The sequence below is a fragment of the Arthrobacter sp. EM1 genome (assembly GCF_029964055.1).
Lineage (GTDB): Bacteria > Actinomycetota > Actinomycetes > Actinomycetales > Micrococcaceae > Arthrobacter.
In genome coordinates, this window is record NZ_CP124836.1 from 2,528,344 (window position 1) to 2,553,301 (window position 24,958).

Genomic DNA, 24,958 nt, shown 5'->3' on the forward strand with positions numbered 1-24,958 from the left:
CCTTATATGGCTGACACCGTCTGGGCGCCGGACGGCAGCAATCTGGTGGTACACGCGGACAACGCCGACTACCTCCCGACGCTGCCGGACGGCGCTTTTACCCTCATTTACGTGGATCCTCCGTTTAACACCGGCCGGGTCCAGAAGCGCCAGGAGACCAGGATGGTGCTTAATGCCGGCGGTGAGGGCGACCGGGTCGGGTTCAAGGGACGCTCTTACGACACCATCAAGGGTGCGCTGCACAAGTACGACGACGCGTTCAGCGACTACTGGAGTTTCCTGGAACCCCGGCTCGTGGAGGCGTGGCGGCTGCTGGCCGATGACGGCACCCTGTACCTGCACCTGGACTACCGCGAAGTGCACTACGCCAAGGTGATGCTCGACGCCATCTTCGGGCGTGAGTGCTTCCTGAACGAAATCATTTGGGCCTACGACTACGGCGCCCGGGCCAAATACCGCTGGCCCACCAAGCACGACAACATCCTGGTCTACGTCAAGAACCCCACGAAGTACCACTTCGACAGCGCCGAGGTGGACCGGGAGCCGTACATGGCCCCCGGGCTCGTCACCGCTGCCAAACGCGAACTGGGCAAGCTGCCCACCGACGTCTGGTGGCATACGATCGTCTCCCCAACGGGGAAGGAGAAAACCGGCTACCCGACGCAGAAACCCGAAGGCCTGATCCGCCGGGTGGTTGCCGCCTCCAGCCGTCCCGGCGACTGGTGCCTGGACTTCTTCGCCGGCTCCGGGACCCTGGGTGCCGTCGCCGCGAAACTCGACCGGAAGTTCGTCTGCGTGGACCAGAACCAGCCGGCCATCGACGTCATGTCCAAAAGGCTGGCCCCGCACGCCAGCTTCAGCGTCTTCCCGGGCACCTAAGCTCGCATCCGCGGGGGGGTCAGCGCACCACCGGGGTCCCGGTCCCCTGTTCCTCGATCCGGGCAAGGACCTCCGGCGCCGTGAGGTTCTCGCCCAGCCGGTTCGGTTTCCCGGACCCGTGATAGTCGGAGGAGCCGGTAACCAGCAGCCCGTGCCGGTCCGCAAGTTTGCGCAGGAATGCCCGGCCCTCCTCGGGGTTGTCCCGGTGGTCGATTTCCAGTCCGGCGAGCCCGGCGTCGATCATTTCCCGGTAGACGCGCTCGCCCACGATCCGTCCGCGGGCGGACGCCACGGGGTGGGCGAACACCGGCACCCCGCCGGCGTCCCGGACGAGTTCGACGGCGGCTGCCGGGTCCGGGGCGTAGTGCTGCACAAAGTAGCGTGACCGGGACGTGAGAATCGATTCGAAGGCTTCGGTGCGGTCCGCGACCACGCCGGCGGCGACGAGGGCGTCGGCGATGTGCGGCCGGCCCAGGGTAGCGCCGGGCGCCACGTGGTGGATGACATCGTCCCAGCTCAGCGGGTAGTCCTCCGCCAGCAGGCTGACCATCCGCTCGGCCCGGGTGAAGCGGGCATCCTTCGCCTTGGTAATTTCCTCCAGCAGCCCGGCGTGCGCCGGGTCGTGCAGGTAGCAGAGCAGGTGGACGCTGATCCCCTCCGGCGTCCGGCAGGAGATCTCCATGCCGGGAACCAACGCCACCCCGTACGCCAACGCGGCGGCTCCGGCCTCCGCCCAGCCGCCGGTGGAATCATGGTCGGTCAGGGCGACGACGTCCAGCCCCGCCTCCGCCGCCGAAGCCATCAGCGCTGCCGGCGCCTGGGTACCATCGGATACGTTCGAGTGGGCATGCAGGTCAATCCTCACCGCACCAGCCTAGTAGATCGTGGCCGCGGCGTCCGGGCCAACCGCCGTCGGGCTGTTGGCCTAAGCCGCTGTGCTGGTGAGACTATGGATGCGTGAACGATGCAGATAACACCCAAGTCTCCGCTTCCCAGCCCCTCGACGAGCGCGTCAACAACCGCTCACAGCGGCCCAGTTCCGATGCTTTCAAAGCGTTTATGGCCAGCAACTGGGCACCGTCCCAGGAGCAGCTCCCGGAACGCGATGCCGTCGCCAACCATGCAGCCGCCCGCCGGCGCGCCATTTCCGAGCAGTTCAAAGGCGAACGCCTGGTCATCCCCGCCGGACCGCTGAAGGTCCGCTCCAACGACTGCGACTACCGGTTCCGCCCGCACTCGGCCTTCGCGCACCTCACGGGCCTGGGGCTGGACCACGAACCCGATGCCGTGTTGATCCTCGAACCCGTGGAGGCAGGCAAGGGCGACGACGGCGGCCACCACCTCGCGACACTGTATTTCCGTCCGCTCGCCGGCCGCGACACCGAGCAGTTCTACGCAGATTCCCGGTCCGGCGAATTCTGGATCGGTACCCGACCCACCCTGGCCGAGTTCAAGGCCCGCCTTGGCCTGGCGACCGCTGAGATCAGCGAACTCGAAGTGGGCATCACCAAAAACGTGGGAGCCCCCGAAATCGGCGGGATCTCCATCCGGCTGGTCCGGAAGGCGGACGAAAACGTCGACGCCCTGGTGGACACTGCCCGCTACAACACGGCCAAGGACCCGGACAACCTGGATCTGGGCGCCCTTGACGCCCTCGATGAGAAACTCACCGAGGCGCTCTCCGAATTGCGCCTGCTTAAGGACGAATGGGAAATCGGCCAGATGCAGACCGCCGTCGCGGCCACCGTGCAGGGATTCACCGAGGTGGTCAAGTCGTTGCCGCGTGCCCTGACCCACCAGCGCGGCGAGCGGGTCGTTGAAGGCGCATTCTTTGCCCGGGCGAGGGAAGAAGGCAACGAGCTCGGCTACGACACCATTGCGGCCTCCGGCAACAACGCCACAGTGCTGCACTGGACCCGGAATACCGGCAAGGTCACGGCAGGCGAACTCTTACTGCTCGACGCCGGGGTCGAAGCGGATTCGCTCTACACCGCTGACATCACCCGCACCCTGCCGGCCAACGGCACGTTCTCCGAGGTCCAGCGCAAGGTCTACGAGGCCGTTCTGGACGCCGCCGACGCCGGCTTCGCTGCCGCGCAGCCCGGCACCAAGTTCCGCGACATCCACACTGCCGCCACCACCGTGCTGGCCGAACGGCTGGCCGATTGGGGCCTGCTGCCGGTTTCGGTCGAGGAAGCCATCAGTCCGGAAGGCCAGCAACACCGCCGCTGGATGCCGCATGGCACCAGCCACCACCTGGGCCTCGACGTGCACGACTGTGCCCAGGCCAAGCGGGAGCTGTACCTCGACGGCGTCCTCACCGCCGGCATGGTCTTCACGATCGAACCCGGGCTGTACTTCAAGGACGAGGATCTGGCCATTCCCGAGGAGTACCGCGGAATCGGTATCCGGATTGAGGACGACATCCTGATGACCGCCGACGGTCCGGTCAACCTCAGCGCGGCATTGCCCCGCAAGGCCGACGACGTTGAGTCCTGGATGGCGGGCATCTACCAGGAAGCGGACGCGACGGCGTAGCTCGCCGCCGGCGGTCAGTAACCGCCGGTGACACGCAGAAGGCCTCCCCCGGATCATCTCGGGGGAGGCCTTTTGCATTGCGGGTCAGTGTTGCGGGCCGCCGCCACCGGGCTCCTGCTTGGCCGCGTCGTCGACGCGGACGCCGTACTGCGGGCGGCCGTCCGGCAGGTCCGGATACGCGAACCCGGCAGCCTTGACAGGTTCCTCTTCCCCTGCCGGTTTGCCGGAGGCGGTGCCGGCTCCCTGCTGGGACGGACCGGACTGCTGGCCGGCGGCCGGTTGGTTGCCGGGCTGCTCGCGCGGGTCGCCGCCGGCTTCGGGGGTCCGCTGGCCGTAGGGGTCGCTCCAGCCAGCGGGCCGCTGCGGCCCGGGCCCCTGCTGCCGGCCCGGTTGCTGGTGCGGCTGGTGCTGGTGCTCGGGCTGGGAGTAGCCGGCCGCGCCGGCGGGCCGGGCGGCGTCTTGCTGCGTCATCGGAAGCTGGTGCAGCAGCCGGCGCGCATCGTTCGCCGCCTCGAATGAAACCACAACGTCGTAGTTGGTGGCCACGACCTGGCTGGTGGAGGTGAAGTCCCGTTTGCCCCGCTGCATGGCGTAGGTGACGATGCCGAAGAGCATAAAGAATGCCGCACCCATCAGCACCGACGTCATAATCGAGAACGCACCGTCGGTCGTGGAAAAGAACGAGAGCATAATGCCGACGAACAGGCCGAACCACATGCCGCTCAGCGCACCGGAGAGCGCCACCCGGGGGTACGTCAACCTGCCGGTGACCCGTTCCACCATCTTCAAATCGTTGCCCACGATCGAGACCATCTGCACCGGAAACTGCTGGTCAGCGAGGTAGTCCACCGCCTTCTGGGCATCCAGGTAGGAGTTGTAGGAACCAACGGTGTCCCCCTTGGGGACACTGCGGGCCTCGTCCGGGCCGGTGCGAGCGCCGGCCCTGGGAGCACCAAAAATGTTTGACATAGGTCCATTCTTACCTATCCGGCTGGGCACCGGCTGTAAATTCAGCTAAAAGAGAGCGGACTCGGTAGCCTGTACAGGTGAGCACAAATCTTTCGCGGGTGTTTGTTGCCCGCCTCCTCGGACTCGACGTCTTTGACCCGCTGGGCGACCGCCTGGGCAGGCTGCGTGACGTTGTGGTGCTCTCCCGAGGTTCCCGGGGCGCGCCGCACGTTGTGGGCATCGTCGTTGAGGTGCCGGGCAAGAAGCGCGTCTTTGTGCCGATGACTCGGATCACCTCGATCGACCAGACCCAGGTCATCTGCACCGGACTGGTAAACCTGCGCCGTTTCGAACAGCGCGGAGCCGAAACCCTCGTCGTAGCCGAAATGTTCGACCGCCGTGTGACCCTCGCCGACGGCAGCGGAGATGCCACAATCGAGGACATCGCGATGGACAAGCACCGCTCCGGCGACTGGTTTGTCAGCAAGCTTTTTGTCCGCCGCGGGCATTCCCTCTCCCCGCTGAGCCGGCTCCGCCGCAACGAGACCATGATTATCGATTGGGCCGACGCGCAGCAGGGCGCCCACACCGAACCCCAGGCAGCAACCCAGTTCGTCGCGACCCACGAGGACCTCAAGCCTGCCGACTTTGCCGAGGCGCTCCAGGAAATGAGCGACAAGCGCCGCTTCGAGGTCGCCAGCGAACTTCAGGACGAACGGTTGGCCGACGTCCTCCAGGAGATGCGCGAAGGCGACCAGGTCGAGATCCTCTCCGCCCTTGACGTGAACCGCGCGGCAGACGTGCTGGAGGAAATGGACCCGGACGACGCCGCCGACCTCCTCGCGGAGCTTCCCAGCGCCCAGGCCGAAGAACTGCTGCAACTGATGGAACCCGAAGGCGCAGAAGACGTCCGGCGGCTGCTTGAATACGACGAGGACACCGCCGGCGGCCTGATGACCCCGGTCCCGGTCATCCTGCCTCCCGAAGCCACCGTCGCGGAAGCCCTCGCCCATGTGCGCCGCGAAGAACTCTCACCCGCCCTGGCGTCGTCGATCTTTATTGCCCGGCCCCCGTTGGAGACGCCTACGGGCCGTTTCCTGGGCGTCGTCCATATCCAGCAGCTGCTCCGCTTTCCACCGCCCGAACCGCTGGGCAACCTCGTGGACAAGACCCTGGAACCGGTCTCGGACCTCGCGCACATCAGCGAGGTGGCCCGGACGCTGGCCACCTACAACCTCAACTCGCTCCCCGTTGTTAACAGCGACGGTCGGCTTGTAGGGGCGGTGACTGTTGACGATGTGCTGGATCATCTGCTGCCCGATGACTGGCGCGCCCACGAGGACGATGTCCCGATAAGGAAGCTTGGAGGCCGCATTGGCTGATATCAGCGCAGCACGGAACCCCCAGGCACGGCCGGGCAGCAAAGCCGACAGGGGCGGCCTCGATACGCCCCTGAGCGGCCGCCAGCGGATCCTGCCGAAGTTCTCCCCCAACCCGGACGCCTTTGGCCAGACCACTGAAGGGTTCGCCCGCTTTATGGGCACCCCGCAGTTCCTGGTCTACATGACGGTGTTCGTCGTCATCTGGCTGGGGTGGAACACATTCGCGCCCTCCGAATGGCAGTTCGACTCCCGGGCCCTCGGGTATACCCTGCTGACCCTTATGCTTTCACTGCAGGCCTCCTACGCCGCGCCGCTGCTGCTGCTGGCCCAGAACAGGCAGGACGACCGTGACCGCGTCTCCCTGCAGCAGGACCGCCAGCGGGCAGAGCGGAACCTCTCCGACACCGAATACCTGACCCGGGAACTCGCTTCGCTGCGCATCGCCCTGCGCGAAGTCGCCACCCGCGATTACGTCCGGGCCGAGCTGCGGAGCCTGCTGGAGGACATGCTGGAAGCACAGGAGGAACTGCGCACCCACGATCCGTCCGCAGGTGTTCACGAGTCGCCGCGGGACAAGGTCAAGGAAAAACTGAAGGAACGCCGCGACAAACAGCGCAGTCCCCGGACCCAGCAGATCCCCCGGGTCCGGTCTGAGAGCAAACCCAGGGCAAATAAGAAGTCCGGCGCCTTGGCCGAACAGCAGAACAACGCCGGCGCGGACCATGCCGGCGCGCCTGCGCCCCCCGTACTCCCCGAGAACTGAGCACCTACCGCATGAGCTTCAGCCAAGACAGCACCACCCCCGGCACCGTCCCGGACTCCCCGCTGGCCGGGGCAGTGCAGGCCGCACTCGCCACCGTCATCGATCCGGAGCTCCGCCGTCCGATTACTGAATTGGGCATGGTGGAAGCGGCGGAGATTTCCGCGGCCGGGCAGGTACGGGTCTCTGTACTCCTGACCATTGCCGGCTGCCCGCTGCGCGGAACCATCACCGCCGATTGCGAGTCGGCAGTGTCCGCCGTGCCGGGCGTCACAGGCGTCGAGGTCGAGCTGAAAGTCATGACCCAGGAACAGCGCGACGCCCTCAAGGACCAGCTCCGCGGTGCCGGCGGCCAACGCGGCATCCCGTTCAACGACCCCGGATCATTGACCAAGGTATACGCCGTCGCGAGCGGAAAGGGCGGCGTCGGCAAGTCCTCAGTGACGGTAAACCTCGCCTGCGCCCTCGCGGCACGGGGCCTGCGGGTGGGGATCGTCGATGCGGACGTCTACGGTTTCTCCGTCCCGGCGTTGATGGGCATCACCCAGTCCCCCACCCGGGTCGATGACATGATCCTGCCGCCGGTCGCCTACGGGGTCAAAGTCATCTCGATCGGTATGTTCGTCGCCGCCAACCAGCCCGTCGCCTGGCGCGGGCCCATGCTGCACCGTGCGCTGGAGCAGTTCCTCACCGACGTCTACTTCGGCGATCTCGACGCCTTGTTCCTGGACCTTCCGCCCGGCACCGGTGACATCGCGATCTCCGTGGCCCAGCTGCTGCCCCAAGCCCAGATCCTGGTGGTGACCACTCCCCAGGCCGCTGCTGCGGATGTAGCCGAGCGGGCGGGTGCCCTCGCGACCCAGACCGGCCAAGTCGTCGCCGGTGTTGTGGAGAACATGTCCTACCTTGAAATGCCCGACGGCGGCCGGATGGAGCTGTTCGGCAGTGGCGGCGGCGCCATGCTGGCCGAGCGGCTCTCAGCGACTGTGGGAACTGATGTTCCACTGCTGGGACAGATTCCGCTGGACATTCTCTTGCGGGAGGGGGGCGACACCGGTGTCCCGCTGGTGCTGGGCAGGCCCGAAACTCCCGCCGCCGCGGCGCTGCTGGACATTGCCGGCAGAATCGGTGCCATCCCGCGCGGGCTCAACGGAAAGTCGCTGGGCCTGCAGCCAGTTAAGTAGCCTCCGAGTCGAAGGGCGCCTGCTCGCCGTCCGGGAGCCGCTCGACAATTCGGTCCGGCCGGGGAACCGACGCAGCTGCCGCAACGGTGGCTACTGCCGCCGCCGGGGCGCCGCCGCTGACCGGCTTGGTGTCATCGTCAAGCAGCGCCTCTTTGATGATCCGGCGCGGATCGTACTGCCGGGGATCGTATTTCTTCCAGTCAACGTCGTCGATGTCGATGCCGACTTCGTCCTTGATCTGCTCTCTGGCCCCCGACGCCATCCGCCGGACTTCCTTAACGATGTTGGCAAGTTTCTGAGTGTATTCGGGCAGCCTGCTGGGGCCAATCACCAGAAGGCCGATGATCAGCAGAAGGAGGAACTCCGGTCCATTGATTCCAAGCATTGTACGAAGATTACCCTCTCACGCGGGGCCGCGACGATTCGGCCGGAATACCCGGCGCGTGACCCCACCAAATCCGCACGTCACGGTGCCAGCAACTCCAGAATCCTGCCCATGCCCCGTTCCATCCGGCTGATGAAATCGTGCCCGGGCCCGGACTCCGGACCGCCGACGTCCGCCGTCGCAGGGCCGTGGATCGTTCCCTGCGGTTCCTGGCCCTGGCCGGCGGCCGTTCCGACGGCCAAGTTACGGGCCCGGACCAGGGCGGCCACGGCCTCGCCTGTCCGCTCCGCGGGCTGGTCCGAGACGTAGGTGAAGGTAGTTTGGTCCGCCTTGTAGATGGCAGCGAAGGGCGCGGCATGATTTACCCAGAGGCTGCCTTGGCTCGCGCCAACCCCTGGCTCCACGCCCGCTGCGGCGTTCCCCGCAGGCAACACCGCTGAGGTGAAGCCGTCCAGTGCTGCCGGGTGGCCCGTGAGCGGGTTCAGTGGCGGGGCGGTTTCAGGAAAGCCGGACTGCCCTGCCGGGCCGCGCTGCCGGTCCGGAGCGCCGTGCTGTTCGAGGATGGTGGTGAAATGTCGGCCGTCCGTGAGGCGCAGCTCCACAGCGTCGCCGCCGGTCAGGACCCGGCCCCTGGCCCAGATCAGGTGGTAGCCGAGTTCACGGAGCACGGGGCAGGACCACCCCTCGGAGCGCAGCATGGTCAGCTGGACCGTGCTCAGCGAGCCGGCCGGAGTGAAATCGGGTTCGCCGGTGAGGCTCCAGCCCGCTGGTGCGCCGGCCGCTCCGTCCACGGCATCAGCCCCGAAACCAGCAGGATCCTGCTGGAAAAACGCCGTGGCGGGCACGACGCCGGGCCGCTGGGCAGGGTCGGCGCCCATCAGATAGGCCGATCCGCCGAGCAAGGCCGCGGCGGCCGCAGCACTGCCGGCCGCGATCACCGAGGCACGCAGCGCGGGGCGGCGGCCAAAGACCGTTGACGGCGGGCGGCGGTCCGGCTGCTCAGCGCTGGCGAGTTCCGCGGTGCGCGCCAGCAGTCGTGCAGTGAGGTCGCTGCTGGCCGCCGGCACGTCCGCTCCGCGCAGCCGCTCCAGGTACTGCCGTTCCCGGCGCTTCTGCAGCTGGCAGTCCGGGCATGGGTCCCGGTGCCGGCCCCGGCGATTGTGGGGGACGCGGAGCAGTCGCTGGAGCAGACGCATCGCCTGGTTCAGAGGAGGCCGGCAATGCGCGGCAGCTTCAGACGCGGTTTCAGCGACGGCTTGGCGGACTGCGGCGGCCTCGGGTCCCGGTGGGCCAGCTTCTCCCGGAGCATGGTGCGCCCGCGGTGAATCCGGGAGCGGACGGTACCGAGCTTGATGCCCAAAGCGACGGCGACCTCGTCATAGGAGAGCCCCTCAAGGTCGCAGAGGACGACGGCGGCGCGGAAGTCCGGGGGGAGTTCCTCCAGGGCAGTCTGCACATCGACGTCCAGGTTGTTGAATTCAAAGCTCTGTTCCGGGCCGGGCTCGCGGCCGGGCAGGCGGGATTCTGCGTCGTCAGCCAGCGCGTCGAAGCGGATCCGGCTTTTGCGCCGCGCCTGGTCCAAGAACAGGTTCGTGGTGATCCGGTGCAGCCAACCGTCAAGGGTGCCCGGTTTGAAGTTCTCCAGCGAACGGAAGACCCGGACAAATACTTCCTGGGTAAGGTCCTCAGCGTCGTACTTGTTGCCGGTGAGACGATACGCGAGCCGGTACACCTTGGCGGAGTGGTTAGTCACCACTTCCTCCCAGGTGGGCCGGACCCATACGGCCTCCGCCGCGGCCTGGGACTCTTCAGCTACAGGGACAGCTGCCACTATCGACATTGTCCGCTCCCCTCGTGGATGGTGCTTACGCCGTGGACGGTGCTTGCGGCTGCAAGCTCCGGCATCCTTGATTCGGCGCCGATCACCACGCGGATGAGCGGATATCCATCTTTTCAAAATTTTCTGGGAATTTCCTGACGCCGGCCACCCTTCCGCCCTCGGCAGAACCGGCGGCCCGCACCGGCCGGCTGTGCCCACGGCGGCGAGTGCACTGTGACCGCGCCAGCGGTGGCGCCTGCCTGCCGGGTCCCCCCTGACCCAGTACGCTGGAGGGAACAATCCCCTGCCGCCCAGAAAGCGAATCCATGAGCGCCGATAAGTCTACGAGCTGGTCCTATGCAGAAGATCTGCCTGCCGAGGATGAGGTCCTGTTGCACGCGCGCGAACGGTCCTTCGAATTGGGGGTCACCCCGGTCGGCCCCGGCGTGGGTGCCGTCCTGACCGTCCTGGCTGCCGCTTCCAAGGCCCAGACCGCCGTCGAAATCGGCACCGGCGCAGGGGTCTCCGGAGTCTGCATCCTGCGCGGGCTGGGTCCGCACGCCGTCCTGACCACCATCGACGTCGACGTCGAACACCTCAAGGCCGCGCGGGAGGCGTTCCAGGAGGCCGGCAGCCCGGCAAACCGGACACGGACCATCTCCGGCCGCGCCCGCGACGTACTCCCCCGGCTGACAGACGGCGCCTACGACCTGGTCTTTATTGACGCCGACAAACCGAACTACCCCGGCTATGTGGAACAGGCAGTCCGGCTGCTCAAGTCCGGCGGATTGCTGATCGTCAACGATGCGCTGGACAAGGACCGTGTCGCCAACCCTGCCGCGCGTGAGGCCACCACCGTGATCCTCCGCCAGGTGGGCAAGTCCATCCGTGAGGACGACCGCCTCGCCTCAGCCATGCTCCCGACCGGCGACGGTCTGCTGGTCGCAGTCAAGAGGTAGCAGGGCAGCTCCACGGTTACGCGGCCGGCAGGTTCCGCACCACAACAGCGGGCGGGGTCCGCAGCCACCCGGCTGCGGACCCCGCCCGCTGTTAGAGCATTCAGCGAAGCTATTCGGTAACGCCGACGAGGCATTCCTTCAAATTGGCAGCTTCAGCGGAGTTGAGTTCGACCACGAGCCGTCCGCCACCTTCGAGCGGCACACGCATGATCAAGCTTCGTCCTTCTTTGGTAACTTCCATCGGGCCGTCGCCGGTGCGTGGTTTCATTGCCGCCATAAGGAATATCCCCTCCATTAGTCCAGTGACATACCAGCCCGGCCGGGCTGCGTCCGCTTAGTCAATCAAGCTGCCCGGCGGCCGTGATGGGTACCATCAGGGCCACATACTCAGTTTGCTTCTTGTCCTTGCTTACCAGCTATTATCGCGTAACAACGCGGCTGTAGCTAATCGCTGGACTTTCCGACGCGCCGCGCCGCACCGGGCCGGCTGCGCCCAAAGGTGCTCCGCGTCACGGCGGATAGTCCCCTCCGCCGGGCAGTGGCGCCCAGGCCCACAGCCACACGATCCAGACCATCTGCAGCAGCAGGAACATGATCACCAGGGTGCCGCGGTAAGCGCGGGACCGGGAGATGAAGGCTGCGCCGAGGGCCAGCGGGAAGAGCGGCAGCAGCATCCGGAACGTGCTGGTCTGGGGGTGCAGGAAGACCAGCAGGTAGCCCAGGTAGCAGACACACCACAGCCGCAGTTCAGCGCCCAGCGCACGCACGGGGCGGGACATCATGGCCGCCGCGAACAGCGCAACGAAAGCGAAAGGCGCCAGCACCCCAATAACCGGTCCGAAGAGCAGAATTCCGGTGTCGAACCAGGGTTTTAGCGCCACCAACTCCTCGCCGCGCCAGACGGTTTCAGTTTTTGTATAGGCCTGCAGGTCGCCGGTAACGTACCAGGCGATTACCGGCCAGGCGAGGGCGCCGATTCCGCTGACCGCTGTCAGCCCGCCGAGCGACCAGAGTTCGGTCCTGCTGTGGGTGGCCGCCAAGGACCACTCCGCGGCGCCGGTCCCGGGACCATCCCCGAGGGCCGGCCGGCGGGTGCGGGGGTGGCGCCGCCACACCCGGAAGAGGAACAGCATCCCCAGCATCGCGGCGAAAGGCACCCCGGTGGGCCGGGACAGGCACATCAGTACTACGGCCGGCATGGCCCACAGGTAGCGGCGCTCCATCACCAGCAGCAGGGCGGTGGACAGCAACAGCAGGTTCAGCGACTCGGCGTAGGGCACCTGGAGCACCGGCGACACCGGGAAGGTGGAAACCAACACTGTTCCCCACAGCGCGGCGCCGGGTGTGGCCCGGAGCCGGAAGAGCCGGTAGATGACAAGTGCCGCACCCAGACCGCAGAGCATGGCAATAAGCGTCAGGGCGAACGCGGGGGTCATTCCGGTCAGCCCGGCGACCACCCGGCCCAGCATGGGAAAGAGCGCGTAGAACGCCCACGCGTTCTCCTGAACGTTTCCGGCACCGTCCGTCGGCAAGACGTCCGGGTAGCCGTTTTGGAGTGCTTCGCCATACCAGCGGGCGTCCCAGATATTTATGAACGACCAATAGTCCGGCTTCGCCGGGAACCAAGGATTGGGGCCCTGGTGCAGGGCGGCGGCCATAAAAATGCAGGCACTGATGAACCGGGCGGCGGCGTAGAGCCCGGCCACCTGGGCCCACCATGGCCAGCCCGCCAGCCGGGCAGCCAGCCCGACAGCCAGCCCGGCTACACCCCGCCTGGCCGGAACATGCTCGGCCGCCGGCGCCCGGGCCTGCGGCGGTTCACTTCTCACGGTTCCCGCCGACGGCGTGCGAGTTCAGCGCCAAGATCCGCGATGGTGCCGTCTTTGGCGGCGAGCTGGTCCCGCAACTCATCGAGCACCTCGTCCACCTGGTCCATCCGGTAACCGCGAAGGGCCACAGCAAAACGCAGCCGGTCGACGTCGGACGGCACGGCCTGGGCCGGAAGCAGCACCGGCGGAAGGTTGGCAACCGGCTGGTCGAAGCCGTCATCGAGGGCGTGCAGCTCGCCGGAGTCTGTGCCCCGGCGGCCGCGGAAGATCTTCGACGCGTTGCCGGTGCCAAGGAGGAACGCGGCGCCGGTCAGCGCGACCGCAAGAAGGACCAGGAAAAAACTCACTCTCCCATCGTGCCAGACGGGCGCTCCTCCGGCGGGCGGGCGGGCGGTCAGCCGCGCGTGCCGCCGGCTGTTTCTGGGCCGGAGCCGTTTACCGTTCCGCTGGAGGTGCTTGTCCCGTTGGGATTCCGGTGCCGTGCGGCGCCCTCCACAACCAGCGCGACCGCCAGGGCCGGGTCGTCCACGACCTGCAGCAGGTCCAGATCCTCCGCTGACATCATTCCCTCGGAGACCAGCGTGTTTTGAATCCACGCCAGCATCGGCGCCCAGAAGTCTGAGCCGATCAGGACAATCGGGAAGGAGGTGACTTTCCGGGTCTGGACGAGGACCATAGCCTCGAAGAGTTCATCAAGTGTCCCGAGGCCGCCCGGGAGCACAATGAACCCCTGGGCGTACTTCACGAACATGGTTTTGCGGGCGAAGAAGTAACGGAAGTTGATACCCAGGTCCACCCACTGGTTCATCCCCTGCTCGAAGGGCAGTTCGATGCCGAGCCCCACAGACACCCCGTTGCCCTGCACTGCGCCCTTATTGGCTGCCTCCATCGAACCGGGGCCGCCGCCGGTGATCACGGCCAACCCGGCTTCTGCCAGCTGACGTCCCACTTCGACGGCGAGTTCGTAGTTAGTGCTGCCGGGTACGGTCCGGGCCGAGCCGAATACGCTGACCGCCGGGCCCAGGTCCGCCAGCGCACCGAACCCTTCGACAAACTCGCTTTGGATCCTGAGGACACGCCACGGGTCGGTGTGGACGAACTGGCCCGGACCCTTCGTATCCAGCAGCGTGCTGTCGGACATCGTGACTTTGGCAGCTTTGCGCCGCAATTCCAGCGGACCCTTACGCCGGATCCCGGCGGCCGGCGGCGCGTCACCAACGCTGGCTGGCGGCTGTCCGGCGCCTGCGCCGGGTGTGTTGCCGGCTGTCGTTGCGGCGCCGGCCGGCTGATCGTGCTGCTGCGAATCTGTACTCATGCCCACAGGGTAGCGCGGATGCCCCGGCCCACCGGCTCAGCCCCGCGGGGACACCGCTGCGCGCAGTGCCGGTCCGCAGCGCAGCGCAGCGCCGGAGGTTACCCGAGGTTGCCCCAGAGTCTCTGACCTGCAGGTATCTCTTCAATTACGATCCGTAGGAAGTAGGAGTGATTGCGGTCATATGCCGCCGATGTTCGCTAGATTCTTCTTATGACTACTCAAGTGCCCGGCGATGCTCTCGTCTCCCTGAATGCCGTCAATAAGCACTACGGCCAGTTGCACGTGCTGAAGGACATCAACCTGAACGTCCGCAAGGGCGAGGTTGTTGTTGTCATCGGACCGTCGGGATCCGGCAAGTCCACGCTCTGCCGTGCCATTAACCGCCTCGAAACGATCGACGACGGCGTCATCACCATTGACGGAAAGGAACTGCCCGCCGAGGGCAAAGACCTCGCCAAGCTGCGGGCCGACGTCGGAATGGTGTTCCAGTCCTTCAACCTCTTCGCGCACAAAACGATCCTGGAAAACGTCACGCTCGGGCCGATTAAGGTCAAGGGCGAGTCCAAGGCGCAGGCCGACAAGGAAGCTATGACGCTGCTGGAGCGCGTCGGCGTCGGACATCAGGCCCCAAAACTCCCCGCCCAGCTTTCCGGCGGACAGCAGCAGCGCGTCGCGATCGCCCGGGCCCTGGCCATGAAACCCAAGGTTATGCTCTTCGATGAGCCCACCTCGGCCCTTGACCCGGAAATGATCAACGAAGTCCTCGACGTGATGGTCCAGTTGGCGAAGGACGGCATGACCATGATCGTGGTAACGCACGAGATGGGATTCGCCCGCAAGGCAGCGGACCGCGTGGTGTTTATGGCCGACGGTGAAATCATCGAGGACGCCACGCCTGAGGAGTTCTTCACCAATCCCAAAACCGACCGCGCCAAGGACTTCCTGTCCAAGCTGTTGACCCATTAGCCGACCATACGATTCGCATCCTGGCCGTCCACCAATGGCCCTCCAATGAAAGGAATGCCATGAAGGCATTTTTGACCCGTAGGAAATCCCTGTTGATCGCAGCATCCGCTGCACTAGCCCTCGGCCTGAGCGCTTGCGGCGGCAGCAGCAGCACCACCACCAGCGCCCCGCCGGTCGCCGAGAAGCCGAGCTTTGCAGCCGACACCACCATGGCGAAGCTCTCCTCGGCAGGCAAGATCACCATTGGCACCAAGTTTGACCAGCCGCTCTTCGGCCAGAAGGGCCTGGACGGCAAGCCGGTGGGCTTCGACGTCGAAATCGGCAAGGCCATCGCCGGCAAGCTGGGCATCCCCGCCGACAAGATCGAGTGGGTGGAAACGGTGTCCGCCAACCGCGAGGAATTCATCAAGCAGGGCAAGGTCGACATCATCGTCGCTACCTACACGATCAGCGACAAGCGTAAAAACGAGGTCGACTTCGCCGGACCGTACTACGAAGCCGGCCAGGCGCTGATGGTGAACAAGGACAACACCTCCATCACCAAGCCCGAGGACGTCAAGGGCAAGAAGGTTTGCTCCGTGACCGGCTCAACACCGGCCGGCACCATCGTGGAGAAGTACGGAGCTGAGCTTGTCCCGGCAGCAACCTACTCCGCCTGCCTTGAGCCGCTGCGCAACAAGCAGGTTGAAGCCATCACCACCGACAACGTGATCCTCGCCGGATTTGTCGACAAGGAGCCGGAGGCCTTCAAGCTGGCTTCTGACCAGACGTTCACCAAGGAGCCTTACGGCATCGGCCTGAAAAAGGGCGACACCGCCTTCCGCGGCTGGATCAACGACCAGCTCGAAGCGTTTGCCAAGGACGACACCTACAAGAAGGCTTGGGAAGGTACCGCGGGCAAGGTCATCAAGACCGTCCCGGAACTCCCCGCCATCAACCGCTACTAGCCGGTGTGGCGGCGGCAAGTGCCTTGACCGGCGCGGGCCGCCGCCATTTCCGTCTTCCGCCTGGCCCCCTCAACGCAGCTGAAGGACCCTATGGACGTCATCATTGAAAACCTCCCGGCGTATTGGGACGGATTTCTCAGAACCCTTTTTCTTGCCGTCGTTTCCGGCATTATCTCCTTGATCGTCGGTACCCTGCTGGCAGCAGCCCGCGTCTCCCCGGTGGCGGCGTTGCGGGGGTTCAGCATGTTCTATGTCGAAATTGTCCGCAATACCCCCCTGACGATTGCCTTCTTTTTCGCCGCCATTGTGCTGCCGCGGTTGGGTGTGACGTTCCAGCAGTTCGAAGTTGCCGCGATCATCGCCCTGAGCGCTTACACCTCCGCTTTTATCGCCGAGGCCGTCCGGTCCGGTGTAAACAGCGTTCCAGTAGGCCAAGCTGAAGCTGCACGCAGTATCGGTATGGGTTTCGGCCAGGTGCTCTCCCACATTGTCCTGCCGCAGGCCCTGCGCACCGTGATTCCACCGATGATCAATATCCTGATCGCCCTCGTGAAGAACTCCTCGGTTGCCGGCGCCTTTTTTGTCCTTGAACTCTTCGGCGAGGGCAAGCAACTGGCGAACGCCAATGGTGACAAGGTTCTTTGGGTCCTTGCCGGAGTCGCTTTCTTCTACCTCCTGATCACTATCCCGCTCGGCATCTTTGCCGCCCGCGTTGAACGAAAGGTGGCGATCGCCCGATGACTTCCGTTCTCTACGACGTCCCCGGGCCCAAGGCCCGCCGCATCTCTTTGATCGCTTCTGTCATCGGTGCGCTCCTGATCGCCGGGCTGCTGGCCTTGGCTATCGCCACCCTTGCCTCGCAGGGGATCTTCGAGGCGCGCCGCTGGGAAATCTTCGGCAATCCCGACGTCTGGAAACTCATTGGCGACGGGCTTGGCGCCACCCTGACCGCAGCGGCCGTCGCTGCCGTCATTGCCTTCCCGCTGGGCCTGGTCATTAGCCTGCTGCGGATTTCCTTGGTACCGGCGATCCGGATTCCGATCCGGGTTGTCCTGGAATTCCTGCGCGGCATGCCAGTGGTGCTGATGATGTTCTTTGTACTGCTGGTGTTCGGGACCAGTTCCTACGTCGCCGTCGTTGCAGGGCTCGTGCTCTACAACGCTGCGATCTTCGCGGAGATCATCCGCGCCGGCGTCCAGTCGCTGCCTAAGGGCCAGCGTGAAGCAGGCCTGGCCATCGGCCTGACCAGCTTCCAATCCCGTATGTTCATTGAATTGCCGCAGGCGATCCGCCGGATGCTGCCCTCGCTTGTAGCCCAGCTTGTTGTTCTTCTTAAGGACACCTCGTTGGGGTACATCGTGGCGTACGGTGAGCTCCTGCGCGCCGTGCAGGTCATGGCGGACTTCCTCGGCCCGCAGTTCCTCTTCCCCATCTTCTTTGTGGCCGCGGCGATTTACATCCTGATCAACCTGGCAGTATCCCGGTTGGCCATCTGGATCGAACGCCGTGGCTCGAAAAAAGCAGCCGGCGGTATGGCCAAGGCCAGGTAGCCGTCGACACCAAATAGTTCGCTCGCAGCACGAAAAAGGTCCGGAACCAGGGTTCCGGACCTTTTTTGCTGTTTGGCGGTGCTAGCCGGCGAGCCAGCTCCGCAGCGCACGCAGGCATTCGCGGATCGCATCGGCCTCGACATGCTCGTTGTCCTTGTGCGCCAGCAAAGCGTCCCCCGGGCCGAAGTTCACCGCGGGGATGCCCAACTCACTAAAGCGGGCGACGTCGGTCCAGCCGTATTTTGGTTTCGGCTCCCCACCCACGGCAGCCACGAAGGACGCGGCGGCCGCGTGGTTCAGCCCGGGCCGGGCGCCCGCTGCAGCGTCGGTGCGAACGACGTCGAATCCCGCCAGCAGCTTCCTGACGTGCTGTTCGGCGTCGTCCGGGGATTTGTCCGGGGCGAAGCGATAGTTGATTTCGACAACGCAGCGGTCCGGGATGACGTTTCCGGCGGTTCCGCCGTTGATTTTCACCGCGTTGAGGCTCTCGCGGTAGTCCAGCCCGTCCACGTTGATGGTGCGGGGTTGGTACTCGGCGAGCCGGGCAAGGATTGGCGCGGCTGCGTGGATTGCATTGCTGCCCATCCAAGCGCGGGCCGAATGCGCCGCTTCGCCAACGGTGGTCACCTCGAAGCGGATCGTGCCGTTGCACCCGCCCTCGACCGTCCCGTCCGTGGGTTCCAGCAGGATCGCGAAGTCCCCGTCCAGCAGGCCGCCGTGGTTACGGACCAAGCGGCCCAGTCCGCTCTTGACGGCCTTAACCTCTTCGTGGTCGTAGAAGACGAACGTCACGTCCTTGTCCGGCTCCGCGCCTGCGTCGAACAGCCCTGCCGCGAGGGCCAGCTGAACCGCGACGCCGCCCTTCATATCGGTGGCACCGCGCCCGTAGAGAATCCCCTTTCCGGGCGCGCCCGAGGGCCAGTAGGACGGTACGGTACCAAGGGAGCCGTCCGTCGCGGGCAGCGGCACCGTGTCCAGGTGCCCGGCCAGGATAACCCGTTCGGCCCGGCCCAGATTGGTCCGGGCAATGATTGCGTCACCGTCGCGGACCACGTCCAGCCCGTTGATGGCACGCAGGGCATGCTCCACCGCGTCGGCCAGTTCCCCCTCAGCGCCGGAAACACTGTAAATGTCGATCAGCTGCGCTGTCAGCAGGGCAACGTCCTGGTGCAGGTCCAGGCGGGCGGCAGCGTGGGTGCGGGCGTTTGGGTGCAGGTTCGGGTCCGGGGCAGTCACCCTCCCACTTTATCCGCTGGCCTCCCTGGCCGTCCCGCGTATGCGGCATTCCGGGTAACCCCGTCAGCGTCAACCACCCGGTCATGTGGAAGGTGCCGGTTTCGGCCACCGCAGCCGCCGTCGATACACTGGGAACATGACTGAAACCGCTTCTTCCGCCGTGCCCGCCGACGCCCGCTCCGCCTACGGGTACGGCGTTGCCACGATCGCGACCGGCAACGGTGCAGCCACCGTGCTGGATGTCTGGTTCCCGGCCCCGGCCCTGGGGACTGCGGCCGAGAGCCTCCGGGATGTAGCCAACGCGGACCAGGCGCTCCTCGAGATCGCCTCGACCGGCGCTGACGCTGACCGCGGCACCGAGCAGAAGGTCGTGTTCGTCCAGATCCACCTTGACGAAGCGCCCGCCGATACCGCAGACGCCTACTTGCGCCTGCATCTGCTCTCCCACCGCCTGGTCAGGCCGAACAGCATCAACCTGGACGGGATCTTCGGCAAGCTCCCCAACGTTGTGTGGACCAGCTTCGGGCCGGCCGCCGTTGAGGGCTTCGAACTGACCCGCGCCCGGCTGCGCAGGCGCGGCGCCGTCACCGTCTACGGCGTGGACAAGTTCCCCCGCATGGTCGACTATGTTGTCCCCTCCGGCGTGCGGATTGCCGACGCCGACCGCGTCCGCCTCGGTGCGTACCTGGCTGAAGGCACCACAGTGATGCACGAAGGATTTGTGAACTTCAACGCCGGTACGCTCGGCAGCTCGATGGTCGAAGGCCGTATTTCGGCCGGTGTGGTCGCCGGTGACGGGTCCGACGTCGGCGGCGGCGCCTCGATCATGGGGACCCTGTCCGGCGGCGGCAAGGAAAAGATTTCGCTGGGCGAACGCGTACTGCTGGGCGCCAATTCCGGGGTGGGCATCAGCATCGGCGATGACTCCGTCGTAGAGGCCGGCCTGTACGTGACGGCCGGCACCCGCGTCCGCGTGGTCGGCGCCAATGACGCCGACGGCGAAGACACCAGCCGGATCGTCAAGGCCGTTGAGCTCTCGGGTGTGCCCAATCTACTGTTCCGCCGCAACTCCTCCACCGGCGAGGTTGAGGTCCTCCCCCGTAAGGGCCAAACCGTTGAACTCAACGAGGCACTTCACGCAAACTAGGCCGGGGTGCGCAAAGATAAAACCGTCGGCAGAATACCGCGGCCCCGGCAGGGCCTGAGGGAGTAGTTCGTGGCACGCAGAGGCAGCTTGCGCCGTCGGCTTGTGCTGCTGCTGACCCTCGCGCTGGTCGCCGGCGGGATCTACACGGCCGTGACCTTCCTGCAGCGCTCGGAAGTCCTTATCACCGAACGTTGTACAGCTGTGGGTGGCAGCAGCGATGATCTTGCCGCGGATCAGGCCGCCAATGCCGGCTTGATCGCGGCCGTCGCCGTCCGGCGGGGCCTCCCGGCCCGGGCGGCCAGTATTGCCTTGGCCACGGCAATGCAGGAGTCCAAGCTCCGGAACATCGGCCACGGCGACGAAGCCGGCCCGGACTCGCGTGGCCTCTTCCAGCAGCGCCCCTCGCAGGGCTGGGGCACAACGGATCAGGTGATGGATCCCCACCATGCGAGCAACGCCTTCTACGATGCCCTGGTGAAGATCCCGGGCTTCCAGAACATGGCCATCACCGACGCCGCGCAGCGCGTCCAGCGATCGGCCTACCCGAACGCTTACGCGGCGCATGAGCCGATGGCCCGTGCTTTCGCCTCCGCACTGACCGGACAGACCCCCGCGGGCCTCGACTGCACCCTGCGGGACCCCGATGCGGCGGGCGACCCGGCCGCCGTGCAGGACAGGCTGACCGCCGACTTTGGCGCAATTCCTGCCACCACGGAGGCCCGGAGCCTTGTACTGGAAACCGAAGGTGCCCAGGCGTGGGCCGTCGCCCAGTGGGCGGTTGCCAACGCCAAGGTCCTCTCCGTCACGGAAGTCCAGGTCGACGGGCGCCAATGGAGCAGGCAGAAGCGCAACGGCTGGCAGCCGGCGGAAATGCCGGCCGGGCTTCTCAGGATCACCGTCGCCGAAGAGCCGGCGCGCTAAGCGGTGAGTTCGGTCCGCATGCAGTGCACGGACCGGCGGAACTCAGACCAGCAAATCCACCACGGGCTGCACAAAGCTGCGGAACAGCTCCGGCTGGGAGAGCAGCTCAGAGCTCATCACGATCTTGTCCGGCTCCAGATACCAGGCCCGGGGTTCTGCAAGTGGAAGTTCAATGATGGTCAGGGTGAAATCCCTGGCGGCCCGGCCCACCTCGAGCAGCCTGTCATCCACCATGTCCTGCAGCAGCTGCACCGACCCAGCGACTTCACGTTCAGCTTCCAACGTCAGGTACTCGCCGCGGCGTTCCCGGGCCCAGGACAGCGCAGCTCCAAAATGCGCCTGGAGTACCCGCCGGAGGGCAGGGGAATTGCCGAAGTCACGGAAGCCGGGCGGACCCAGTTCCGGCGACATCTCGGGATGCGCTTTCAGGAGTTGTTCCCACCACGCCTCCCATTCCGTCCTCAGCGCGCTAACCCCGCCCACCTCCGCGATGAGGTGTGTGTGGTCAGCGGGCCGGATTTTCGGCGCCGCGTGGCATAGGGCTGGATGCCCGGCGCCGTCCAGCCCGGCCGCGTCGCGAAGGTACAGTGCAATGAGCATGGGACCCGAAGTATCCATGGTGATCCGCCAACCCGGCCCGCCTGTGTGGTGCATCCAATTGCCTCCTTGGCACGACGTACGACTCCAGTGTATTCCTCGCGTCAGCCCAGGTTAATGGCTACCGGGGTGGCTGCCCAGTCCGGTGAGATGGGCCTCCAGCACGTCGCTGCATACCTGCGCGGTCATCCATTCGGGCTGCAATAACGCGTGCATGGTGAGGCCGTCGAGGGTGGCCAGCAGCCGCTCAGCTTCGGTGACCAAACGCTGCTCGTCCTGGCTGGCGTCGGTTCCGGCCGCGGACGAAAGATCCATCACGAGCCGTCCGACGATCGCGGCGACGGCCCGGTGGCTCCGGTCTGCCTCCGCGGCGAGGAAAGGCTTGGTCCGCGCTGCGTTCTTAAAAGCCATCCAGACGCAGGCGTCGACAGCGCGTTCCTCGTCGAGCGGAAGGAACTCGCCCAGCAGGGTTAACACGCCCCGATGGTGTTCCGGGGTCCCGGGCCGGGTCCCGGCGAGGCGCTCGTCGGCGGACTCCAGCCTGCCGACGACCCGGTCCACAACCACTCCGAACGAATGGGCCAAAAGTTCGTCGCTGCTGGCGAAGTAATGGCGGACGGATCCGACAGCCAGTTCGGCCTCGTCTGCGACTTCGCGCAGCGACGCCCGTTCAAGTCCATCGGCTGCGACAATCCGGAAGACCGCTTCGACAACTTCCTGGCGCCGGATTGCGGCGTCGACAAATTTGGGCATTATTCCTTTTTAGCACGAATGTGCCCGCACGACGCCGGGGCGCACCGGCAACCGGCGTCCCACCTCGGCAAATGGTCACCACCGGACCCATGGGCACCATCCCGAGGAGAGATATATACGACGCCGGCCGCTCACCTCGTGGGGTGAGCGGCCGGCGTCGTACTTCTTGAGTGCATTACACGGAGGGGTAGTTGCGCTCCGGCTCGCCGATGTAGAGCTGCCGCGGACGGCCGATCTTGGTGTTGGGGTCACTGATCATTTCACGCCACTGGGCGATCCAGCCCGGCAGACGGCCGATCGCGAAGAGCACGGTGAACATCTTCTCGGGGAAACCCATGGCCTTGTAGATCAGGCCGGTGTAGAAGTCCACATTCGGGTAGAGCTTGCGCTGGATGAAGTAGTCGTCATTCAACGCCTTCTCTTCCAGGCGCAGGGCGATCTCGAGGAGTTCGTCGTTGCCGCCGAGCTTCGTGAGGATCTCGTGCGCCGTCGCCTTCACGATCTTGGCCCGGGGGTCGTAGTTCTTGTACACACGGTGTCCGAAGCCCATCAGCCGGACGCCGTCCTCCTTGTTCTTGACCTTCTCCATGTAGTCCTCGGGCTTGGTGCCGTCGGCCTGGATCTGGCGGAGCATCTTCAGTACGGCCTCGTTGGCGCCGCCGTGGGCAGGGCCGAAGAGGGCGTTGATGCCTGCGGAGACGGAGGCGAAGAGGTTGGCGTTGGAGGAACCAACGAGCCGGACCGTTGACGTCGAGCAGTTCTGCTCGTGGTCCGCATGCAGGATCAGGAGCAGGTCCAGTGCCTTGGCGACGACCGGGTCCACCTCGTACTGCTCGGCGGGCAAGCCGAAGCTCAATCGCAGGAAGTTCTCCACAAGGTTGTGCGAGTTGTCCGGGTAGAGCATTGGCTGGCCGATGCTCTTCTTCAGGGCGTACGCGGCAATAACCGGCATCTTGGCCAGCAGCCGGTAGGTGGAGACCTCCACCTGCTCGGCATTAAAAGGATCCAGCGAGTCCTGGTAGAACGTGGAAAGTGCGGACACCGCGGAGGACAGTACCGGCATCGGGTGGGCATCACGCGGGAAGCCGCTGAAGAAGCCCTTGAGCTCCTCGTGGAGCAGGGTGTGGTGGCGGATCCGCTGGTCAAAGGCTTCCAGCTCAGTGGGGGTCGGCAGGTTGCCGTAGATCAGCAGGAAGGAAACTTCCAGGAAGCTGGAGTGCTTGGCGAGCTGTTCGATCGGGTAGCCGCGGTAGCGCAGGATTCCGGCATCACCATCGATGTAGGTGATGGCGGAGGTGGTTGCCGCAGTGTTCATAAAGCCGGGGTCAAATGCAACGGCACCGGTCTGCTTCAGCAGCTTGGAAACGTCGTAGCCTTCGTTTCCTTCTACAACCTGGATGCGCGGGAGTTCAAGCTCTCCGCCGGCGTGCCGCAGGGTTGCGCTGGTGGTCTCAGTCATGGAGTCTCCTCTGAGGCCTCGGGGCCTCTGTAGAAAGCTGGTCCAACTTCTGGTGAAGCTGCCCACGGAACCTGTTTTAGCCACGGATTCCAACGGCTGCGCTGCCTTCTTGTGGAAAGCCACCATTGATAGTCAGTTAAAAACTACCGGCAGATCCCGGGTGGCACTAATCCAAGGCCACCAGGGACCGACCTAAACGCACCGGATGTGGCACGTGTCACAGCATTCCTACGGCCCCACGGCCAAACGGGCGGCCGCCGCGTCGATCCGTTCGTCACTTGCCGTCAGCGCAACCCGGATAAATCCGTTGCCCGCGTCACCGTAAAACACGCCCGGTCCCACTACGATTCCGCGGTCAGCGAGACGGCCGACGGTCTCCCAGGTGGCCTCTCCGGCGGTCGCCCAGAGGTAGAGACCTGCCCGGGACTCGTGAATCGCCAGCCCAAACCGTTCCAGTGCTGGCACAATGCGTTCACGGCGGCCGCGATAAAGGTCCTTTTGCGCCTGCACATGGACGTCGTCGCCGAGGGCGACGCGCATGGCTTCTTGGACCGGGTACGGAACGATCATCCCGGCGTGCTTGCGGCTGTTGACCAAGTTCGCCACGATGGCGGGGTCGCCAGCCACAAAAGCCGCGCGGTATCCGGCCAGGTTGGACTGTTTGCTCAGCGAGTACACAGCCAGGAGTCCCTCATGGGAGCCCTCCGCAACCTGGGGATCCAGGATACTGGGGACCGGGGAGCCCCCGCGCTGAACGTCCCATTCGCCCCAGCCGAGTTCGGCGTAGCACTCGTCCGAGGCGACGACGGCGCCGAGTTCGCGGGCCTGGCGTACGATGCGGCGCAGTGATTCGGCATCGCGGACGCTGCCGGTGGGGTTCGCCGGCGAGTTGACCCAGACCAAGCGCACCCGTGCCCGGGTTCCGGCATCGAGTTGATCGAGGTCGTCGGCCGGGACGTGCTCTGCCCCGGTAAATGTGGCACCGATATCGTAGGTGGGGTAGGCGACTGTGGGTCGGACAACGACGTCGCCCGGCTTCAGGCCGAGCAGGAGCGGGAGCCAGGCCACGAGTTCCTTGGAGCCCACCGTGGGCATAATGTCCTGTGGATCCAGGCCGGGGACGCCGCGTCGGCGTTCGAACCATGCCGCGATGGCTTCCCGGAGCTCTGCGGTGCCGTGGACTGTCGGGTAGCCGGGAGCGTTTGAGGCTGCACGCAGTGCTTCCTGCACCACCTCGGGAGTGGTGTCCACCGGGGTTCCGATGGACAGGTTGGCGACTCCCCCGGGGTGTTCTGCGGCCCTGGCCAGATACGGTGCCATGGCCTCCCACGGATAGTCGGGCAGGCTGAGACCGAAGTTTCGCAGCGCAGGTGCCACCGGGAAC

26 protein-coding genes are annotated in these 24,958 nt (G+C 65.6%); 12 read left to right on the forward strand and 14 right to left on the reverse strand.

All coding sequences use genetic code 11. The features are described from left to right. Positions 1–6: 6 nt before the first annotated feature. Positions 7–879, forward strand: a complete 873-nt coding sequence (locus tag QI450_RS11630; protein ID WP_226776118.1) for a site-specific DNA-methyltransferase — start codon at positions 7–9, stop codon at positions 877–879. Positions 880–898: 19 nt separating this feature from the next. Here the strand turns inward: QI450_RS11630 and QI450_RS11635 are convergent, their stop codons facing one another. Then, positions 899–1,744, reverse strand: coding sequence for a PHP domain-containing protein (locus tag QI450_RS11635; protein WP_226776117.1), 846 nt, complete (start codon positions 1,742–1,744; stop codon positions 899–901). A 92-nt stretch (positions 1,745–1,836) separates the two neighbouring features. Here QI450_RS11635 and QI450_RS11640 point away from each other — a divergent pair, with 92 nt between their 5' ends. Beyond that, on the forward strand, positions 1,837–3,417 hold the full coding sequence (locus tag QI450_RS11640; RefSeq protein WP_226776116.1) for an aminopeptidase P family protein: 1,581 nt from the start codon (positions 1,837–1,839) through the stop codon (positions 3,415–3,417). Positions 3,418–3,501: 84 nt separating this feature from the next. Here the strand turns inward: QI450_RS11640 and QI450_RS11645 are convergent, their stop codons facing one another. Next, complete coding sequence (locus QI450_RS11645) at positions 3,502–4,386, reverse strand: general stress protein (RefSeq protein WP_226776115.1); 885 nt, start codon at positions 4,384–4,386, stop codon at positions 3,502–3,504. Between the two features lie 77 nt (positions 4,387–4,463). On the opposite strand from QI450_RS11645, the gene QI450_RS11650 reads away from it, so the two are divergent. Genes QI450_RS11650 through QI450_RS11660 form a run of 3 tightly spaced genes read left to right on the forward strand, consistent with a single transcriptional unit; the run spans position 4,464 to position 7,691 of the window. Next, positions 4,464–5,747: a CBS domain-containing protein gene (locus tag QI450_RS11650; protein ID WP_226776114.1), complete on the forward strand. Its 1,284-nt coding sequence runs from the start codon at positions 4,464–4,466 to the stop codon at positions 5,745–5,747. Then, positions 5,728–6,510, forward strand: a complete 783-nt coding sequence (locus tag QI450_RS11655; protein ID WP_226776113.1) for a DUF1003 domain-containing protein — start codon at positions 5,728–5,730, stop codon at positions 6,508–6,510. Before QI450_RS11650 ends, QI450_RS11655 begins: the two co-directional genes overlap by 20 nt. An 11-nt stretch (positions 6,511–6,521) precedes the next feature. Then, the gene (locus tag QI450_RS11660; protein ID WP_226776112.1) at positions 6,522–7,691 is read left to right on the forward strand and encodes an Mrp/NBP35 family ATP-binding protein; all 1,170 of its coding nucleotides are present in this window, start codon (positions 6,522–6,524) and stop codon (positions 7,689–7,691) included. Here the strand turns inward: QI450_RS11660 and QI450_RS11665 are convergent. The 3 genes from QI450_RS11665 to sigE all read right to left on the reverse strand — a co-directional run bounded on the left by QI450_RS11665 (position 7,684) and on the right by sigE (position 9,916). Then, positions 7,684–8,076 carry a Sec-independent protein translocase TatB gene (locus QI450_RS11665; RefSeq protein WP_226776111.1) on the reverse strand — a complete coding sequence of 131 codons (393 nt, stop codon included), beginning with the start codon at positions 8,074–8,076 and terminating at the stop codon, positions 7,684–7,686. The two genes, QI450_RS11660 and QI450_RS11665, sit on opposite strands and share 8 nt — an antisense overlap. An 80-nt stretch (positions 8,077–8,156) precedes the next feature. Further along, positions 8,157–9,272 (reverse strand): hypothetical protein, encoded by a 1,116-nt coding sequence (locus QI450_RS11670; protein WP_226776110.1) that lies wholly within the window; start codon positions 9,270–9,272, stop codon positions 8,157–8,159. 8 nt (positions 9,273–9,280) lie between these two features. Continuing rightward, positions 9,281–9,916 (reverse strand): RNA polymerase sigma factor SigE, encoded by a 636-nt coding sequence (gene sigE / locus QI450_RS11675; protein WP_226776109.1) that lies wholly within the window; start codon positions 9,914–9,916, stop codon positions 9,281–9,283. 305 nt (positions 9,917–10,221) lie between these two features. On the opposite strand from sigE, the gene QI450_RS11680 reads away from it, so the two are divergent. Further along, positions 10,222–10,854 (forward strand): O-methyltransferase, encoded by a 633-nt coding sequence (locus QI450_RS11680; protein WP_282468016.1) that lies wholly within the window; start codon positions 10,222–10,224, stop codon positions 10,852–10,854. Positions 10,855–10,963: 109 nt separating this feature from the next. On the opposite strand, the gene QI450_RS11685 is transcribed toward QI450_RS11680, so the two are convergent. The 4 genes from QI450_RS11685 to QI450_RS11700 form a co-directional block, all read right to left on the reverse strand. Then, on the reverse strand, positions 10,964–11,131 hold the full coding sequence (locus QI450_RS11685; protein WP_160664543.1) for a DUF3117 domain-containing protein: 168 nt from the start codon (positions 11,129–11,131) through the stop codon (positions 10,964–10,966). Positions 11,132–11,363: 232 nt separating this feature from the next. Beyond that, complete coding sequence (locus QI450_RS11690; RefSeq protein ID WP_226776139.1) at positions 11,364–12,587, reverse strand: hypothetical protein; 1,224 nt, start codon at positions 12,585–12,587, stop codon at positions 11,364–11,366. Positions 12,588–12,679: 92 nt separating this feature from the next. Further along, a complete protein-coding gene (locus QI450_RS11695; protein ID WP_226776107.1) occupies positions 12,680–13,030 on the reverse strand; it encodes a DivIVA domain-containing protein in 351 nt (116 codons plus the stop codon). A 47-nt stretch (positions 13,031–13,077) separates the two neighbouring features. Then, positions 13,078–13,998 carry a TIGR00730 family Rossman fold protein gene (locus QI450_RS11700; RefSeq protein WP_226776106.1) on the reverse strand — a complete coding sequence of 307 codons (921 nt, stop codon included), beginning with the start codon at positions 13,996–13,998 and terminating at the stop codon, positions 13,078–13,080. Between the two features lie 210 nt (positions 13,999–14,208). On the opposite strand from QI450_RS11700, the gene QI450_RS11705 reads away from it, so the two are divergent. The 4 genes from QI450_RS11705 (at position 14,209) to QI450_RS11720 (ending at position 17,461) form a co-directional block, all read left to right on the forward strand. Next, the gene (locus tag QI450_RS11705; protein WP_226776105.1) at positions 14,209–14,964 is read left to right on the forward strand and encodes an amino acid ABC transporter ATP-binding protein; all 756 of its coding nucleotides are present in this window, start codon (positions 14,209–14,211) and stop codon (positions 14,962–14,964) included. Positions 14,965–15,023: 59 nt separating this feature from the next. Continuing rightward, entirely contained in the window at positions 15,024–15,911 is an 888-nt protein-coding gene (locus QI450_RS11710) for a glutamate ABC transporter substrate-binding protein (RefSeq protein ID WP_226776104.1), read from the forward strand. Positions 15,912–16,001: 90 nt separating this feature from the next. After that, positions 16,002–16,652, forward strand: coding sequence for an amino acid ABC transporter permease (locus QI450_RS11715; RefSeq protein WP_226776103.1), 651 nt, complete (start codon positions 16,002–16,004; stop codon positions 16,650–16,652). Beyond that, positions 16,649–17,461 (forward strand): amino acid ABC transporter permease, encoded by an 813-nt coding sequence (locus QI450_RS11720; RefSeq protein ID WP_226776102.1) that lies wholly within the window; start codon positions 16,649–16,651, stop codon positions 17,459–17,461. Before QI450_RS11715 ends, QI450_RS11720 begins: the two co-directional genes overlap by 4 nt. A gap of 81 nt (positions 17,462–17,542) precedes the next feature. On the opposite strand, the gene dapE is transcribed toward QI450_RS11720, so the two are convergent. Next, the gene (gene dapE, locus QI450_RS11725) at positions 17,543–18,697 is read right to left on the reverse strand and encodes a succinyl-diaminopimelate desuccinylase (protein ID WP_226776101.1); all 1,155 of its coding nucleotides are present in this window, start codon (positions 18,695–18,697) and stop codon (positions 17,543–17,545) included. A 136-nt stretch (positions 18,698–18,833) separates the two neighbouring features. On the opposite strand from dapE, the gene dapD reads away from it, so the two are divergent. Further along, positions 18,834–19,844 carry a 2,3,4,5-tetrahydropyridine-2,6-dicarboxylate N-succinyltransferase gene (dapD, locus tag QI450_RS11730; protein ID WP_226776100.1) on the forward strand — a complete coding sequence of 337 codons (1,011 nt, stop codon included), beginning with the start codon at positions 18,834–18,836 and terminating at the stop codon, positions 19,842–19,844. 69 nt (positions 19,845–19,913) lie between these two features. Beyond that, a complete protein-coding gene (locus tag QI450_RS11735; protein WP_226776099.1) occupies positions 19,914–20,765 on the forward strand; it encodes a hypothetical protein in 852 nt (283 codons plus the stop codon). Between the two features lie 42 nt (positions 20,766–20,807). Here QI450_RS11735 and QI450_RS11740 read toward each other — a convergent pair whose 3' ends face one another. The 4 genes from QI450_RS11740 to dapC form a co-directional block, all read right to left on the reverse strand. Further along, positions 20,808–21,419, reverse strand: a complete 612-nt coding sequence (locus QI450_RS11740) for a hypothetical protein (protein WP_226776098.1) — start codon at positions 21,417–21,419, stop codon at positions 20,808–20,810. 57 nt (positions 21,420–21,476) lie between these two features. After that, a complete protein-coding gene (locus QI450_RS11745) occupies positions 21,477–22,115 on the reverse strand; it encodes a TetR family transcriptional regulator C-terminal domain-containing protein (protein ID WP_226776097.1) in 639 nt (212 codons plus the stop codon). A 175-nt stretch (positions 22,116–22,290) separates the two neighbouring features. Continuing rightward, on the reverse strand, positions 22,291–23,574 hold the full coding sequence (locus tag QI450_RS11750) for a citrate synthase (protein ID WP_226776096.1): 1,284 nt from the start codon (positions 23,572–23,574) through the stop codon (positions 22,291–22,293). A gap of 228 nt (positions 23,575–23,802) precedes the next feature. After that, on the reverse strand, positions 23,803–24,951 hold the full coding sequence (gene dapC, locus QI450_RS11755) for a succinyldiaminopimelate transaminase (RefSeq protein WP_226776095.1): 1,149 nt from the start codon (positions 24,949–24,951) through the stop codon (positions 23,803–23,805). Positions 24,952–24,958: the final 7 nt, after the last annotated feature.